Origin of the sequence: Methylobacterium sp. Leaf125 (assembly GCF_001423085.1) — a bacterium.
Lineage (GTDB): Bacteria > Pseudomonadota > Alphaproteobacteria > Rhizobiales > Beijerinckiaceae > Methylobacterium.
The window spans coordinates 45,972-62,130 of sequence record NZ_LMNU01000004.1 but is presented as its reverse complement, the minus strand read 5'-3'; the positions used below and the strand labels follow the sequence as shown (position 1 = coordinate 62,130).

At 68.9% G+C, this 16,159-nt stretch carries 16 protein-coding genes; 6 read left to right on the top strand and 10 right to left on the bottom strand.

Annotation, left to right across the window (positions count from 1 at the left end; translation table 11 throughout):
* Nucleotides 1-12: 12 nt before the first annotated feature.
* The 6 genes from ASF58_RS07390 to ASF58_RS25645 are packed head-to-tail and all read right to left on the bottom strand — an operon-like array spanning nt 13 to nt 4,899.
* Nucleotides 13-726, bottom strand: coding sequence for an ABC transporter ATP-binding protein (locus ASF58_RS07390; protein ID WP_055949730.1), 714 nt, complete (start codon nt 724-726; stop codon nt 13-15).
* Complete coding sequence (locus tag ASF58_RS07385; RefSeq protein ID WP_055949727.1) at nt 723-1,466, bottom strand: ATP-binding cassette domain-containing protein; 744 nt, start codon at nt 1,464-1,466, stop codon at nt 723-725. Before ASF58_RS07385 ends, ASF58_RS07390 begins: the two co-directional genes overlap by 4 nt.
* Nucleotides 1,463-2,554 (bottom strand): urea ABC transporter, encoded by a 1,092-nt coding sequence (locus ASF58_RS07380; RefSeq protein WP_055949725.1) that lies wholly within the window; start codon nt 2,552-2,554, stop codon nt 1,463-1,465. The genes ASF58_RS07385 and ASF58_RS07380 overlap by 4 nt, the downstream gene beginning before the upstream one ends.
* Nucleotides 2,551-3,423: a branched-chain amino acid ABC transporter permease gene (locus ASF58_RS07375; RefSeq protein WP_055949722.1), complete on the bottom strand. Its 873-nt coding sequence runs from the start codon at nt 3,421-3,423 to the stop codon at nt 2,551-2,553. Before ASF58_RS07375 ends, ASF58_RS07380 begins: the two co-directional genes overlap by 4 nt.
* An 8-nt stretch (nt 3,424-3,431) precedes the next feature.
* Nucleotides 3,432-4,685, bottom strand: coding sequence for an ABC transporter substrate-binding protein (locus tag ASF58_RS07370; RefSeq protein ID WP_055949719.1), 1,254 nt, complete (start codon nt 4,683-4,685; stop codon nt 3,432-3,434).
* Between the two features lie 55 nt (nt 4,686-4,740).
* Nucleotides 4,741-4,899 (bottom strand): hypothetical protein, encoded by a 159-nt coding sequence (locus ASF58_RS25645; protein ID WP_156375573.1) that lies wholly within the window; start codon nt 4,897-4,899, stop codon nt 4,741-4,743.
* Between the two features lie 174 nt (nt 4,900-5,073).
* Here ASF58_RS25645 and ASF58_RS07365 point away from each other — a divergent pair, with 174 nt between their 5' ends.
* The 6 genes from ASF58_RS07365 (at nt 5,074) to ASF58_RS07340 (ending at nt 11,964) form a co-directional block, all read left to right on the top strand.
* The gene (locus tag ASF58_RS07365) at nt 5,074-6,180 is read left to right on the top strand and encodes a ring-opening amidohydrolase (RefSeq protein WP_055949716.1); all 1,107 of its coding nucleotides are present in this window, start codon (nt 5,074-5,076) and stop codon (nt 6,178-6,180) included.
* 4 nt (nt 6,181-6,184) lie between these two features.
* Nucleotides 6,185-7,606: a dihydropyrimidinase gene (gene hydA / locus ASF58_RS07360; RefSeq protein ID WP_055949713.1), complete on the top strand. Its 1,422-nt coding sequence runs from the start codon at nt 6,185-6,187 to the stop codon at nt 7,604-7,606.
* Between the two features lie 123 nt (nt 7,607-7,729).
* A complete protein-coding gene (locus tag ASF58_RS07355) occupies nt 7,730-8,725 on the top strand; it encodes an ABC transporter ATP-binding protein (protein ID WP_055949711.1) in 996 nt (331 codons plus the stop codon).
* 50 nt (nt 8,726-8,775) lie between these two features.
* Nucleotides 8,776-10,050: an extracellular solute-binding protein gene (locus tag ASF58_RS07350; protein ID WP_055949708.1), complete on the top strand. Its 1,275-nt coding sequence runs from the start codon at nt 8,776-8,778 to the stop codon at nt 10,048-10,050.
* Nucleotides 10,051-10,120: 70 nt separating this feature from the next.
* Nucleotides 10,121-11,071: an ABC transporter permease gene (locus tag ASF58_RS07345; protein ID WP_082512897.1), complete on the top strand. Its 951-nt coding sequence runs from the start codon at nt 10,121-10,123 to the stop codon at nt 11,069-11,071.
* 2 nt (nt 11,072-11,073) lie between these two features.
* Nucleotides 11,074-11,964 (top strand): ABC transporter permease, encoded by an 891-nt coding sequence (locus ASF58_RS07340; RefSeq protein WP_055949705.1) that lies wholly within the window; start codon nt 11,074-11,076, stop codon nt 11,962-11,964.
* Nucleotides 11,965-12,115: 151 nt separating this feature from the next.
* On the opposite strand, the gene ASF58_RS07335 is transcribed toward ASF58_RS07340, so the two are convergent.
* The 4 genes from ASF58_RS07335 to ASF58_RS07320 are packed head-to-tail and all read right to left on the bottom strand — an operon-like array spanning nt 12,116 to nt 16,081.
* Nucleotides 12,116-13,144, bottom strand: coding sequence for an ABC transporter ATP-binding protein (locus ASF58_RS07335; protein ID WP_055949703.1), 1,029 nt, complete (start codon nt 13,142-13,144; stop codon nt 12,116-12,118).
* Nucleotides 13,141-14,202, bottom strand: coding sequence for an ABC transporter ATP-binding protein (locus ASF58_RS07330; RefSeq protein WP_055949701.1), 1,062 nt, complete (start codon nt 14,200-14,202; stop codon nt 13,141-13,143). Before ASF58_RS07330 ends, ASF58_RS07335 begins: the two co-directional genes overlap by 4 nt.
* Nucleotides 14,199-15,128, bottom strand: coding sequence for an ABC transporter permease (locus ASF58_RS07325; protein ID WP_055949698.1), 930 nt, complete (start codon nt 15,126-15,128; stop codon nt 14,199-14,201). The genes ASF58_RS07330 and ASF58_RS07325 overlap by 4 nt, the downstream gene beginning before the upstream one ends.
* Nucleotides 15,128-16,081: an ABC transporter permease gene (locus ASF58_RS07320; RefSeq protein ID WP_055949695.1), complete on the bottom strand. Its 954-nt coding sequence runs from the start codon at nt 16,079-16,081 to the stop codon at nt 15,128-15,130. Before ASF58_RS07320 ends, ASF58_RS07325 begins: the two co-directional genes overlap by 1 nt.
* Between the last annotated feature and the right edge of the window lie 78 nt (nt 16,082-16,159).

Here is a 16,159-nt window from a genome sequence, read left to right as displayed (position 1 = left end):
CGGGCATGGCCTTCAGGCCATGCCGACGAATTCGTCGATCATCGCCCGGTCCCGGGCGACATCGGGCGGCACCTCGCGGGTGATGCGGCCCTTCTGCAGGATCAGCACGCGCTGCGAGAGCGACGCGATGAAGTTCAGGTTCTGCTCCACCAGCAGCACCGTGAGCCCGCGTTGCCGGCCGATGGCCTGGAGCGTCTCGATGATCTCTTCGATGATCGAGGGCTGGATGCCCTCGGTGGGCTCGTCGAGCAGGAGAATGCGGGGAGCCCCGCAGAGGCAGCGGGCCAGCGCCAGCAACTGCTGTTCGCCCCCCGAGAGTGCGCCGCCCGGCCGGTCGAGATAGGCCTTGAGGCGCGGGAACAGCGTGAGGATATCGGCGATGACCGCCTCCTCCTTGTCCCGGGACAGGAGACAGCCCATCCGCAGGTTCTCGTGGACGCTCAACGCCGGGAAGATCTCGCGGCCTTGAGGAACGTAGCCGATGCCGGCCCGGGCCCGGGCGGTCGGGGAGAGCCGCGTGATGTCGCGCCCGTCGAACGTGATTGATCCGGCCGCGGCGGGCAGGTTGCCGGTGAGCGTCCGCAGCAGGGTCGACTTGCCCATGCCGTTATGGCCGAGGATGCCGACGAACGCGCCCTCGCCGACCTGCAGCGACACGCCGCCGAGGATCGGGATGCGGCCGTAGCCGGAATGCAGGTCGTCGACGGTCAGGATGGGAGCGGTCATGCGGCCTGCTTGCCGAGATAGACGTCGCGGACGCGCGTGTCGGACAGCACCGTGTCGACGTCGCCCTCGATGAGGATGCGGCCCTGGTTGAACACCGTCACGGTCTTGGCGATCATCCGGATGAACGGCATGTCGTGCTCCACCACGATGACCGCGTGGGTGCGGTTGATCTCGCGGATGAGAGCGGCGGTGCGCTCGACCTCCTCTTTCGTCATCCCGGCGGCAGGCTCGTCGAGGAGGATCAGCTCCGGCTCCTGGGCCAGGACGGTGGCGATCTCGACCCATTGACGCTGGCCGTGGGCGAGCTGCCCGACGAGGCGGGTGGCGATCTCGGTGAGCTTGAGGCGGGTCAGCGTCTCTTCGACGATGGCGCGGGTGCGGGCGAGCGACTTCTTGCGCCCTGCCGCGACGAAGACGTTCTCGCGCACCGACAGGCCGTTGAAGACGTTGGGGACCTGCGTCTTGATGCCGACCCCGAGGCGGGCGATCTCGTGCGGGTGCGCAGCCGTGATGTCGGTGTCGCGGAAATGGATGCGTCCGGCGCTCGCCGTGAGCTGGCCGGTGAGCATCTTGAAGAAAGTGCTCTTCCCGGCGCCGTTCGGGCCGATGAGGCAGCGCAGCTCAACTTCGCCGAGGACGAAGTCGACCGCGTTGACGGCGGTCACGCCGCCGAAGCGCATGGTGGCGCCCTTGGCTTCCAGCAGGGGGCGGACGGGCTTCGTCGCAGGAGACACGCTCATCGACGGACCTCCCCGGCAAGGGCCGTACCCGGGGCAGGCCCGAGGGGCTTGGCCCTCATGCGCCGGCCGCTGAGCGCCGTGCCGAGGCGCAGGACGAGGTTGCGGGCCACCGGCACCAGCCCCTGCGGGATCAGCAGCACGAAGGTGACGAGGATCGCGCCGAGGCCGAGGTTGGAATCGATGACGTTCTGGGCGCCGGCCTCGATGGTCAGCCACTGGATCAGCACCGCGCCGAGGATCGGCCCGAGCAGGGTGCCGAGCCCGCCGACGAGGACGAAGATGATCACCTGGGCCGACATGGTCAGGCCGAACACCGTCGGGCTGATGAAACCGCCCCAGTTGGCGAAGAGGCAGCCGGCGAGGCCCGCGATGCCGGCCGAGATCATGAAGGCCAGGAGCTTGTAGAGGCGCGGGTCGTAGCCGATGAGCTGCGCCCGGGTCTCGTTCTCGCGGATCGCCACGACCACGCGGCCGAACCGGCTTGCCAGGATGGCGCGCAGGAACATGTAGACGACGACGAGGCTCCCCATCGCGGCGTACCAGATGCCCTCGGGGTCGAGCTGGTTGCCGGCATCGCCCGGCAGGTTGAGGGCCGGGATGGCCGGGATGCCGTTGAAGCCCCCGAGCTCGGCCTCTCCGATCCGGTACTGACTGCCCGAGGTGGTGTTCACGAGCTGGAACAGGATCACCGACACCGTCAGCGTGATGACCCCGATATAGGCGTCCGAGATCCGGCCGTAGAACATGAAGTAGCCGAGCAGCCCGGCGAACAGCATCGGCACCGCGATGGCGAGGAACACGGGCACGGTCGAGTCGCCCATGTTCAGGACCCCGACGGCGTAGGCGTAGCCGCCCAGTCCCAGGAAGGCGGCCTGCCCGAAGGACATCACCCCGCCATAGCCCCAGATGAAGCCCTGGCTGAGGGCGAACATCGCCATGGCGGTGAAGCCCGTCATCTGCACGAGGCCGAAGGTGTCGAGGACGTGGGGGGCTCCGAACAGGATGACGAGGCCGGAGGCGACCATGGCGAGGAAGCTGAGGGAAGCCGGGCGGGCCAGGGCGCGGAGCGGCGACGGGGGACGGGTCATAGGCTGCGCCTCAGGTAGCGGCCGGTGATGCCCTGGGGCAGCACGCGGATGAGCAGGACCGCGGCGACGAGGAGGGCCACGTCGCCGATGACGGGGGTGGTCTTGAACGAGACGAGTTCGTTGATGAAGCCGAACAGGGTGGAGGCGAGGCCCGTGCCGGTGAGGATCGCCGGTCCGCCGCCCAGCACCGTGATGAAGGCGCGCGAGATGTAGGCCGCGCCCATGGCCGGCGAGATGCCGGAGATCGGTGCCAGCACGCCGCCGGCGAGACCCGCGAGGCCTGCACCGAGGGCGAAGGTCGCCATGTAGATCCGGTCCGGAGAGACCCCGAGGGAGGCGGCCATGCGCGGGTTCTGCATCGTCGCCCGCAGGATCAGCCCGAACTTCGTCAGGCGGAGCAGCAGGTAGAGGCCGGCCAGGGCCGCGCAGGCCGCTGCCACGATGACGAGGCTGTAGAGACTTGCGCCGTACCGCCCGATCTCGAAGCTGCCCACGGGCGTCGACACGCCCCGCACGACGTTCCCGTAGATCGACGTGACGAGGCCGATGAGTCCGAGGCTGATGCCCCAGGTCGCCAGCATCGTGTCCATCATCCGCCCGTAGAGGAAGCGGATCACGGTGCGCTCGAGGACGAGGCCGATCAGCCCGACCACCAGGGGCGGCAGCACCAGCATGGCGACCCAGATGTTGAGGCCGGCATCGGAGGCGGCGACCGCCGTATAGGCGCCGAGCATCATGAACTCGCCATGGGCGAGGTTGATGATCCGCATCATCCCGTAGATCACCCCGAGTCCCAGGGTGATCAGCGCGAGCGTGGCGATGCCCGCGAGGACGTTGAAGCCGAGCAGGCCGATGAGGTCGGGCGCCATGCTCCGCCTCAACCCTTCAGGTCGGGGGTGAACTGCTTGTTGGTCTTCGGGTTCTTCAGCAGGTCGCAGGCGCCCGCGGTATCGGCGGGGAACTGGTCGGGGAAGCTCGCCAGGATCTCCCACTTCTTGTCCTTGGGCCGGGCGAGATAGGTGCTGCGGGTGGTGTGGTGGGTCGCCCCGTCCATGGTCACCTTGCCGGTCGGCCCTTCGTAGGAGATGCCGGATTCCAGGGCGGCGATGACCTTGTCGCGGTCGAGAGAGCCGGCCTTCTTCACCCCCTCGGCCCAGAGCATGATGCCGTCGTAGGTGGCGGTGTCGAGTTCGCTGAGGTCGGTGACGTCGGCGCCGAACTTGGCCTGCATCCCCTTCACGAATTCGACGCTGCGGGCGTCGGGCAGGTCGTTGTACCAGCCGTAGCAGGTGACGATGCCGTTCGTGGTCGAGGCGTCCATGGTGGTGAGCTCGTCGCCCAGCCCGAAGACCGAGGAGCCCAGGGGGATCCGGCCCTTCATGCCGGCGGCATCCCACTGGCGATAGAAGCCGGAATGGTTGGCGCCGACCAGGGCCGAGAGCACCAGGTCGGGCTGGGCCTGCTGGATCCGGCTGATCGCGGAGGAAAAATTGGTCACGTCGAGGGGGAAGAAGTCGGTGCCGGCGACCGAGCCGCCGCCCTCCTTCATGAACTTCGTCATCCAGCTCGCGGTGATGTGGCCGTAATTGTAATCCGCCGCGACGATGTACGCCTTCTTGCCCCAGGTCTTCAGGGCATAATCGACGATGTGGTTCACGGTCTGGGCTGGTGTCGTGCCCGTGCAGAATACATTGCGGTCGCAGACGCCGCCCTCGTACTGGGTGTTGTAGAAGTACAGGGTCTTGGACCGACCGAAGATTGGCCGGATCGCCTCGCGCGAGGCTGAAGTGATGCCGCCCTGGATGACGTCGACCTTCTCTTTCAGCGCGAGCTGCTGGGCGTACTGCGTGTAGAGCTGCATGCTCGACTGGGTGTCGTAGGCGATGATCTTGATCGGCCGACCGAGAAGGCCGCCGGCCTTGTTGAGCAGCTCCACCGCGTACTCGGTGGTCTCGATCATCCGCTTGCCCTCGAGGCCGAGTGCGCCGCTGCCGTCGAGGAGGCTCCCGAGCTTGATCGGTTCCTCGGCGGCGAGGCCGCGGCGGCCGAGGAACGGCGTCGCGAGGGCGCCCGCTGCGGCGGCCGTTCCGAGTTTGAGCGCGCCGCGCCGGCTGATCGTCGGGTGTGTCATGCGTTCGTGCTCCTCAGAAATGCCGGCAGGAGGCCGAGTCCGCCGCCGGGCGCAGTCAGGGCCTCGCGAAACCCGACATGGCAAAAGCAATGCCAACAAAACCCACAGATCGGTCATCGCTGTCGATCGATGCTGCGCCTGCCGCCCGCTTGGTCAGATCGGACAATTGAGCGCCATCATCGGGAGCAGAAAGCCACAAATCGTGCAGCTTCAAACCCGGGAGGTCCGAGATCGGCCGCCCTGTCGCCCGAGGCCCGGCAAGAGCCGTACCGCCGGGGCCATCGAGGCCGTTGCCGGTTCGGGAGCGCGGCGTACGCAAACCAGCACTCGCGCAGGTCGGACGCTCGGCTTAGCTTGGATTGTCCTCTCATCCAGTCGCGAACACGCCATGCCCGAATGCCTCGTCTTCCGCGTGCCGACCCGGCATCCCGCCGACGTCTCGGGGGTGATGGAGCTCGTCACCACCGGTGCCGTGGCGGCGGACGAGATCGTGGCGATCTTCGGCAAGACCGAGGGCAATGGGTGCGTCAACGATTTCACCCGCCAGCTCGCCGTGACGGCCCTGGAGACCGCCCTCGCCGGTGCAATGGGCTGCCGCCCCGAGGCGGTTGGCGCGCGGGTCGCCCTGGTCATGTCCGGCGGCACCGAGGGCGGCCTCTCCCCACACCTCCTCGTGCTGGCGCGCCGCGATGCGCCCGAGGCCGAAGGTGTGTCGGCACTGGCGATCGGCACTGCCTTCACCGCTGAGTTCCAGCCGGAGGCAATCGGCCGGATGGCGCAGGTACGGGCGACGGCCGCGGCCGTGAGCGAGGCCATGGCGCTGGCCGGAATCGACGATCCCGAGGACGTCCACTTCGTGCAGGTGAAATGCCCGCTCCTCACCAGCGCGCGGATCCAGGAGGCCGCCGGACGCGGACAGGGCGTGGCGACCCACGACACCTACGCGTCCATGGGCCTGTCGCGCGGGGCCTCGGCGCTGGGCATCGCCCTGGCCCTGGGCGAGGTCTCGGGCGAGGACCTCTCGGAGGCCGCCATCGGCACGCGGCGCGAACTCTATTCCGGCCGCGCCAGTGCTTCCGCGGGCATCGAGCTGATGCGCAACGAGATCATCGTCCTCGGCAATGCCCGTGGCTGGTCAGGCCCCCACGCCATCGCCCACCGCGTCATGCGCGACGGCATCGATTTCGGAGCGATCCAGGGTGTCCTGGCGGATCTCGGGTTTTCCCCTTCGGGCCAGTTGGCCCCCGGGGAGTCGGAGCGCGTGGTCGCCCTGCTCGCCAAGGCCGAGCCGTCGCATGACGGGCTGATCCGGGGCCGACGCCACATCATGAACGACGACAGCGACATCAACGCCACCCGGCATGCCCGCGCCCTCGAGGGTGGGGTGGCTGCCGCCGCGATCGGGCGCACGGACCTCTTCGTCTCGGGCGGCGCCGAGCACCAGGGACCGGACGGCGGCGGCCCGGTGGCGATCATCGCCCGCGTGAGGGACTGAGGGCATGCCCGACTTCGACCTCGCCATCCGCGGCGGCACCCTGGTCACCGCCACCGACACGTTTGCCGCCGATGTCGGCATTCGCGGCGGTCGCATCGCGGCGATCGGCGAGCGGATCGCCGATGCGGCCCGCAGGATCGACGCCTCCGGCCTCCTCGTCCTGCCCGGGGGCATCGACAGCCATGTCCACATCGCCCAGGATTCCGGGCCCGGCATCGTCATGGCGGACGACTTCGCCTCGGCCACCCGCGCGGCGGCGGCGGGCGGCAATACCTGCGTGATGCCGTTCGCGCTCCAGCCCCGCGGCGCGTCGCTCCGCACGGCGACCCACGCCTACCGGGCGCTGGCGGACGGGCAGTGCCACATCGACGTGGCTATCCACCTCATCGTCTCGGACCCGACGCCGGCGGTGCTCGGCCAGGAACTGCCGGCGCTGATCGCGGAGGGCTACACCTCGTTCAAGGTATTCATGACCTACGATGATCTCGTCCTGAACGACCGCCAGATCCTCGACGTGTTCGACCTGGCGCGGCGGGAAGGCGCGCGGGTCATGGTCCATGCGGAGGGTTACGATGCCATCCGGTACATGACCGAGCGGCTGGAGAAGGCCGGGGAAACCCGCCCCTTCGGCCATGCTCTGTCCCGACCGCAGGTGGTCGAGCGCGAGGCGGCGCACCGGGCCATCAGCCACGCCGAACTCGTCGACCTGCCGATCGTCATCGTCCACGTCTCGGGCGAGCAGGCCATGGAGCAGATCGCTTGGGGCCGGGAGCGCGGCCTGAAGATCCATGCCGAGACCTGCCCGCAATACCTGACCCTGACCGCCGACCACATGAAGGGCCTCGGCTCCGACGACCCGATGGCGGGGGCGAAATACGTCTGCTCGCCACCACCGCGCGAGGCCTCCAACCAAGCCGCGATCTGGCGCGGGATTCAGACCGGGTTGTTCGACGTGGTCTCCTCCGACCATTGCCCCTTCCGCTACGACGATCCCGCCGGCAAGCTGAACCCGAAGGGCCGGACCTCCTTCCGCTGGGTGCCCAACGGGATTCCGGGCATCGAGACCCGTCTGCCGATCCTGTTCTCCGAGGGCGTCTCGGCGGGGCGCATCTCCCTCAATCGCTTCGTGGAACTCACCGCCACCAACCACGCCAAGCTCTACGGCCTCTACCCGCGCAAAGGCTCGATCGGGATCGGCTTCGACGCCGACCTGACGCTGTGGGACCCGAACCGCCGCGAGACGATCCGGCAGGCCAACCTGCACCACGGGGCGGACTACACCCCCTGGGAGGGGTTTTCCGTGACGGGCTGGCCGGTGATGACCCTCGCACGCGGAGAGGTCGTGGCCGAGGATGGGCGGGTGACCGGGGCGCCCGGGCACGGACAGGTCCTCGACCGGACGCCGGTGCCGGGTCCTGCCGCCTGATCCCGCCGGCCGCCTCCGGACGGCGCGGGCAAGCCCGGCTGCCGACGATCGGGGGCGTTTTCGGGCGCGAAACGGGGACCGTCTGGCCCATCCCTTGCTGGGGATCGGGTGGGGAGAAACCGCATGGACGTCGAGCTGATCCGCCTGACCAAGCGCTACGGCCACACGACCGCCGTGGACGGCATCGACCTGAAGGTTCGCTCGGGTGCCTATTGCTGCCTGCTCGGCCCCTCGGGTTGCGGGAAGACCACGACCCTGCGGATGATCGGTGGCCACGAAACGGTCTCCGGCGGCGACGTGGTCATCGGTCCGCGCTCCGTGGGGGATGCCACGCCGGCCGAGCGCGGCACGGCGATGATGTTCCAGAGCTACGCCCTGTTTCCCCACCTGAACTGCCGCGACAACGTCGCCTTCAGCCTGAAGATGCGGGGCCTCGCGAAGGCCGAGCGCCGCGCCAAGGCGCTGGCGATGCTCGACCTCGTGCAGATGGCCCATCTGGCGGAACGCTTGCCGGCGCAACTCTCCGGTGGCCAGCAGCAGCGCGTGGCGCTCGCCCGCGCGCTGGTCACCGGACCCAAGGTGCTGCTCCTCGACGAGCCGCTCTCGGCCCTCGATCCGTTCCTGCGGGTGCGGATGCGGACCGAGCTGAAGCGGCTCCAGGCCGAACTCGGCATCACCTTCATCCACGTCACCCACAGCCAGGAGGAGGCGATGGCGCTCTCCGACCTCGTGGTGGTGATGAACGGCGGTCGCATCGAGCAGGCGTCCGACCCCCGCACCGTGTTCGAACGCCCGGCCACCGCCTTCGTCGCCCGCTTCATCGGCGGTCACAACATCATCCGCCTGCCCGACGCGACCGAGGTGGCGGTGCGCGCCGACCGGATGCGCCTCGGCGCTCAGGCCGGCCCGGGGGCGGTGCCGGCCCGCGTCGTCTCGGTGGAGTACCAGGGCACCAGCGTGCATGTGGGGTTCGAGGCGGAGGGGCCGGGTGGGACCGCCACCGCCCTCACAGCGTTGATCGACGACCGCGCCTATGCCGGTGATCCCCTCGCCCTGGGCCAGACCGTGCCCCTTGGCTGGGACGCCGACGCCGCCCATCGCCTGAGCCCCCGCGCCTGAGCCCCCGCGCCCGACGCGTGACCCGCCTTCGTTTCCTCAGAGGACCCTGCATGACGACCACGATCAAGCTGAGCCGCCGCACCCTGCTCCAGGGCGCGGGTGCCACCGGACTGGCGCTCGGCGCCGGCCCGATCACCGGCTTTCCCAACGTGATCGCCGCCGAGCCCGTGACCCTGCGCTACCTCGGCACCGCCGTGAACCAATCCGGCGACATCGCCCGCAAGGTGAAGGAGGATCTCGGGATCACCATCGAGTACATCCCCGTCGTCACCGACGAGGTGACGAAGCGCGTGGTGACGCAGCCGAATTCCTTCGACCTCCTCGACACCGAGTTCTTCAGCCTGAAGAAGCTCATCCCGTCGGGCAACATCCAGGGCATGGATGCCCGTCGGATCAAGCAGGCCGATAACATCACCCCGGTCTTCACCAAGGGCGAGGTCGGGGGCAAGAAGATCGGCGACCAGGGGACTGCGCCCAAGAAAGTCTTCTATCTCGAGGGGCAAAACGCGAAGACCTTCGCAGGCATGGCCACCGAGTGGATCACCCTGATCCCGACCACCTACAACGCCGATACGCTCGGCATCCGCCCGGACCTGATCAAGCGCCCGATCTCCAGCTGGAAGGAACTCCTGAATCCCGAATTCAAGGGAAAGGCCTCGATCCTCAACATCCCCTCCATCGGCATCATGGATGCCGCCATGGTGATCGAGGCCACGGGCGACTACACCTATCCCGACAAGGGCAACATGACGAAGGCCGAGATCGATCGCACCATCAAGCTGCTGATCGAGGCCAAGCGTGCCGGCCAGTTCCGCGCCTTCTGGCAGGACTTCAACGAATCCGTGAACCTGATGGCGTCGGGCGAGACCGTGATCCAGTCGATGTGGTCGCCCGCCGTCACCAAGGTCCGCAGCCAGGGCGTGGCCTGCACCTACCAGCCCCTCAAAGAGGGCTACCGCGCCTGGGCCACCGGCTTCGGCCTGCCCAAGACCCTGACGGGCCGCAAGCTCGACGCGGCCTACGACTTCATCAACTGGTTCCTCTCCGGCTGGGCCGGCGCCTACCTCAACCGGCAGGGTTACTACTCGGCCGTGCTGGAGACGGCCAAGGCCCATATGGAGCCCTACGAGTGGGCCTACTGGATGGAGGGCAAGCCCGCCGAGAAGGACATCAAGGGGCCGGACGGCAGTGTGCTGGAGAAGGCCGGCGCCACCCGCGACGGCGGCTCCTTCGAGACCCGCATGGGCAGCGTCGCCTGCTGGAACGCCGTGATGGACGAGAACACCTACATGGTCCGCAAGTGGAACGAGTTCATCGCCGCCTGAGTGGGGCGACGATGCGACCTTCTCCCCGGCAGCGGGGGGAAGGGTTTCGCCTGTCACGAGGGGTTGAGCCATGACCGACATCGCCCTGCCGGCTGCCGTGACGGAGGCGGCGCCCGCCAAGGCCCCCGCCGCCAGCCTCACGACGAAAATCCGCCGTCACCGCGCGCTGGCCTATCTCCAGGTCGCGCCGATGGCGCTCGTCTTCCTCGTGTTCTTCGTGGTGCCCCTCGCGCTCACCCTGATCGTCAGCTTCTGGGAGTACAACGAGTACGAAATCATCCCCGCCTTCACGGTGCAGAACTACGTCGACGTCTTCGAGGGGTGCCTCAACACGTCGGATGCCTGCACGACTGTCCGGACCTATCTCTCGACCCTCAAGTTCTGCGCATTGACCTGGGCCTGCACCCTCGTGATCGGCTTCACGGTCGCGTATTTCGTCGCCTTCCACGTCCGCTCGCGCACCCTGCAGATGGCGTTGTTCCTCGTCTGCACGATCCCGTTCTGGACCTCCAACGTGATCCGAATGATTTCCTGGATCCCGCTGCTCGGCCGCAACGGCCTCGTCAACGACACGCTGATGAGGATGGGACTGATCAAGTCGCCGATCGAGGGCCTGCTCTACTCCGACTTCTCGGTGGTGCTCGCCTTCGTGCACCTCAACACGGTCTTCATGATCGTGCCGATCTTCAACAGCATGGCGCGCATCGACCGGTCGCTGATCGAGGCGGCCTATGATTCCGGCGCCACCGGCTGGCAGACCCTCTGGAACGTGGTGGTGCCGCTGGCCAAGCCGGGCATCGCCATCGGGTCGATCTTCGTGGTGACCCTGGTGATGGGCGACTTCGTCACCGTCGGCGTCATGGGCGGCCAGCAGATCGCCTCGGTCGGCAAGGTCATACAGGTCCAGATGTCGGCCCTGCAGCTGCCGGCGGCCGCTGCCAACGCGGTGGTTCTGCTGGGCGCCGTGATGCTGATGATCGTGGCCATGACCCGGCTCATCGACCTGCGCAAGGAGCTCTAGACGTGAGCGACCGCCCCCGCTCCCCGGCGTTCTACGCTCTGGCGGCGTTCTTCGCTCTCTTCGTCGTTTTCCTGTACGGGCCGACGCTGACGATCCTCGTCCTCAGCTTCCAGGGTCCGCAGGGCGGCCTCACCTTCCCGATGAACGGGGTCTCGACGCACTGGTTCGGCAAGCTCTGGGCCGGCCTCGGGATCGTCGACATCTGGGGCGCGCTCTGGCGCTCCCTGCGCCTCGGCCTCGTGGTGATGCTGCTCACCGTCGTCATCGCGTTCTTCGCGGGCCTCGCCTTCCGCAAGCGGTTCCGCGGTGAGCGTGCGCTGTTCACGATCGCGGTCGCGAGCCTGATCGTTCCCTCGATCGTGGTCTCGCTCGGCATCGGGTTGGAATTCCGCCTCCTCGACGAGGCGGTGAAATGGGCTGCGGCCGAGACCGGATGGGGCTGGCTGCAGGAGCACGGCACCCTGATGGGGCTCTACACCTCGGCGCTGGGTGCCCACCTGACCTGGACCCTGCCCTTCGGCCTCCTGATCATGTTCGCGGTCTTCAACCGGTTCGACCCGGCCTACGAGGAGGCCGCGCGCGACCTCGGCGCCACCGGGGCCCAGACCCTGCGTCACGTGGTGGTGCCGATCCTCGGCCCCTCCCTGGTCGGCGTTGCCCTCTTCGGCTTCACCCTGTCCTTCGACGAACTCGCCCGCACCAGCCAGGCCATCGGCGGCCGCAACACCCTGCCGCTGGAGCTGCAGGGCCTGACCACCACCGTCACGACGCCGGAGATCTACGCGCTGGGCACCCTCACCACCGGCATGTCGCTGGCGGTGATCGGGCTGGCGTTGGGGACGAGCCTGTACCTGCAAAGGCGAAAGGCGAAGGCGGGCCTGCGATTGGGCTGAACCGCGTCGTCGCGTTCCTCGCCCTTTCGCGGGAAACGGCGGCCCGCGCCTGCGGGTCGGATGGGGCGCGCGCCATGTCCGGACAAGTCGTCCCCCCTCCCGCCTCGCTCCGCAAGCTCCCTCCCCGTTCGCCGAGGGAGGGAATGCGTCCTCACACCGCGGCGTCCGCCAGCACCGGCGCCCGGTCCCCCTGAAACGCCGCGTGGGCTGCGTCCGTGCGCCAGCAGGCGGCCCGGTGGCCGGGCTGCACCGCCACGGCGGGCGGCGCCTCGACCCGGCAGCGTTCCTCGGCGAGGAAGCAGCGCGGGGCGAAGGGGCAGCCCGGCGGGCGGTTGGCGAGGTCGGGCGGGCTGCCGGGAATCGTCTTCAGGCGCGTGCCCTTGGCGAGGGCGCCGTCGGCGCGGCTGCGCAGGAGGCCGATCGTGTAGGGGTGGTGCGGGTTCAGCACCACGTCGCGGGCGGAGCCCTCCTCGACGATGCGGCCGGCATACATCACCGCGATCCGGTCGGCGACCTCCACGGCGGCGCCGAGGTCGTGGGTGACGAAGATGGTGGAGAGGCCGAGTTCCGCCTGCAACTCGCGCAGGAGCAGAAGGATCTGGATCTGCACGGTGGCGTCGAGCGCCGTGGTCGGCTCGTCGGCGAGCAGCACCTGCGGCCGGCAGGCGAGCGCCAGGGCGATCATGGCGCGCTGGCGCATGCCCCCCGACATCTCGTGCGGATAGGCATCGAGGCGCCGCTCGGGACTCGGGATGCGGACCCGCTCGAACAAGGCCAGGGCGCGCTGGCGGGCCGCCCCGGCACTGATCCGCTCATGCTGGCGGATCGCCTCGGTGATCTGCTGGCCCACCGTGTAGACGGGATCGAGGGCCAGCAGCGGCTCCTGGAAGATCATCGCCACCGCCCGGCCGCGCAGGGCCCGCAGGGCTTTGGGCGACATCGAAATCACGTCCGTGCCCCCGACCCGGATCGTGCCGCCGATCCGCGTCCGGCGCTCCGGGTTCAGGCGCATGATCGCCCGCAAGGTGACGCTCTTGCCGGAGCCGGATTCGCCGATCAGCGCCACGGCCTGGCCCCGCTCCAGGGTGAGGTCCACCCCGTCGACGGCCTCGACCACGCCGCCGAAGACCACCGTCAGGCCGCGGATGGCGACCGCCGGCTCGGATGCGGGCGCGCTCATGCGGCCACCGTCAGGCTGGGCGCGAGGGAATGGCCCGAGCCGGGCTGGCGGGCGAGGCAGGCGACCCGGTGGCGTGCATCGAGGGCCTCGAGGGGCGGGACCGTGCCGCGGCAGACCTCTTCGACGAGGGTACAGCGGGGATGGAAGCGACAGCCGGCCGGCGGGTTGATGGGGTTCGGCGGGTCGCCCGCCAGGGGCGCGACCTCGGTCCGCGCATCCGGGTTCATCGAGGGCATCGAGGACAGCAGCGCGGTCGTGTAGGGATGGGCCGGGGCGGCCAGCACGGTGTCGGCGGGACCGATCTCCACCACCTGGCCGAGATACATCACCGCCACGCGGTCGCAGATGAAGCGCACCACGTTGAGGTCGTGGCTGATGAACAGGTAGGTGAGGTTGAACTCCTGCTTGAGGTCCATGAGCAGGTTCAGCACCTGCGCCTCCACCGACTTGTCGAGGGCCGAGACCGCCTCGTCGAGCACCACGAGGCGGGGTTCGAGCGCGAGCGCCCGGGCGATGTTCACCCGCTGGCGCTGGCCGCCGGAGAGCTCGTGCGGGTAGCGCGCGGCGAAGCGTGCCGGCTCCAGCCCCACCCGGGCGAGCAGGCTGCGAGCGCGCTCGATGGCCTGCCGCTTGGGCACCCCGTGCACCTGCGGCCCGAAGGCGATGGAGCCCTCGATGGTCATGCGCGGGTTGAGGGAGGAGTAGCTGTCCTGGAACACCATCTGGGCCTGGGCCCGGAAGTCCCGCAGGGGCAATGCCCGGCTGCCGATGCGCTCGCCGTCGAACAGCAGGTCGCCGGAATCGTAGCGGATCAGGCCCATGATGAGCCGGGCGGTGGTGGACTTGCCGCAACCCGACTCGCCGACCACGCCGAGGGTCTCCCCCTTCAGGATCTCGAAGTCGACGCCGTCCACCGCTCGCACCACGGCGCGTGCGCCGCCCAAGCCCTTCTTGACGGGGAAGTGCTTCACGAGGCGCTCGACGGTGAGGAGGGGCTGGGCCGGGCCACCCCGATCGCGGGCGAGCGGCACGGTGGCGAGGCCGATGGGCGTACTCATGCCTTCACCTCCATGGCGGACCGCAGGCCGTCGGAGAACAGGTTGAACGAGATCGAGACGATGAAGATGGCGAGCCCCGGCAGGGCTGCGACCATCGGGTTCACGTAGATCGCCGTGCGCAGGGTGTTCAGCATCAGGCCCCATTCGGGCTCCGGCGGCTTCACGCCGAGGCCGAGGAAGGACAGGCCCGAGGCCAGGATCATCGACACGCTGATGAGGCTGGTGGCGTAGACGAAGATCGGCCCGAGCACGTTGCCGAGCACCTGCACCCGCAGGATCGTCAGGGTCGAGGCACCCGAGAGGCGCGCGGCGTCGACGTAGTCACGGGCGCGGATCTGGGTGGTCACGCTCTCGGCCACGCGGGCGATCTGGGGCACGAACACGCAGGTGAGGGAGACGATGGAGTTGAAGATGCCCGCGCCGAGGGCGCCCGAGAGCGCGATGGCGAGCAGCACCGAGGGGAATGCGAAGAAGACGTCCACCGTGCGCATCAGCACGGTGTTGACCCAGCCCCCGACATAGCCGGCCAGGATGCCGATGCCGGACCCGATCACGAAGGCGAGGATGACGGGGGTGACGCCGATGAAGAGGGACAGGCGTCCGCCCAGCATCAGGCGGCTCAGCATATCGCGGCCGAGCTCGTCCGAGCCCAGGATGTAGGTCGCATCGCCGATGGGCTTCAGGCGTCGCAGCATCGAGCCGCGATAGGGGTCCATCGGGGTGATCCAGGGCGAGAGCAGCGCCACCGCCACGATGGCGAGGATGATGCAGGCGGCGGCCATCGCCACCGGATCGCGCAGGAGCTTGTGGCCGACCTGACCCCAGAACCCCCGCGAGGGCACGAAGGCGTCGGGCGCCGCCGGCGCGGGGGCAGCGCCCCCGGCAATGTCGAGGATCGGCGCGGCGGACTGGGTCGCGAGTGCCATCAGCCCCTCTCGATGCGCGGGTCGAGCGCCGTCTGCACGACGTCGACGATGAGGTTGAGGGCGACGAAGAACATCGCCAGGACGAGGATCGAGCCCTGCAGCAGGGGCAGGTCGCGCTGGAAGATCGCGGCGTTGAGGAGGAAGCCGGTGCCGGGCCAGGCGAACACCGTCTCGATCAGGATCGAGCCGCCGAGCAGGTAGCCGAGCTGCAGGCCCATGATGGCCAGTGCCGTCGGGGCTGCGTTCTTGACGACGTGCTTGAACACGCCGAATTCGCTCATGCCCTTGGCCCGCAGCGCCCCGACGAAGTCCTGCGCGAGGATGTCGCCCACCAGCGCCCGGATGGTGCGGGCGATGACGCCCATGGGGATCACCGACATCGTGAGCGCCGGCAGGATGATGTAGCGCAGGTGGTCGAAGTCGGGCCGCCAATTGCCCGAGCCGTCGGGCCCCGCCCCGGTGGGCGGCAGCCAGCCGAGCTGGGCCGAGAACACGATGACCAGCACCATGCCGAGCCAGTAATGTGGCACGCTCACCCCGAAGACCGAGACCGCCGAGGCGAGCCGATCCAGGATCGAGTTGCGGAAGTAGCCGGCCACGAAGCCGAACAGGCAGCCGAACGTGAAGCCGATCAGCGTCGCGACGAAGGCGAGGATCAGGCTGTTCACCACCGCCCGACCGACCTCCTGCACCACGGGGCGGCCGGTGGCGATGGAGGTCCCGAGATCGCCCTGGATCACGTGCCAGAGCCAGATCACGTATTGGACGGGCAGCGGCTTGTCGTAGCCATAGGCCGCCCGCATGGCGTCGATGGTCTCTTGCGTCGCGTCCACCGGGAGTACGGCGCTCAAGGGGTCGCCGGGGGCAAGGTGGACCAGCATGAAGCAGACGATGCTCACGCCGAGCGCCACTGGGGTCACGGTCAGCAGGCGCTGGAGGATGAACTTCAGCATGGCACCGACTTTCGGATCGTCCCTTCCCGCCCTACGGCGAAGGATCGGCCTCGCAGGAGCGCGGGTCGTGCCCGGACG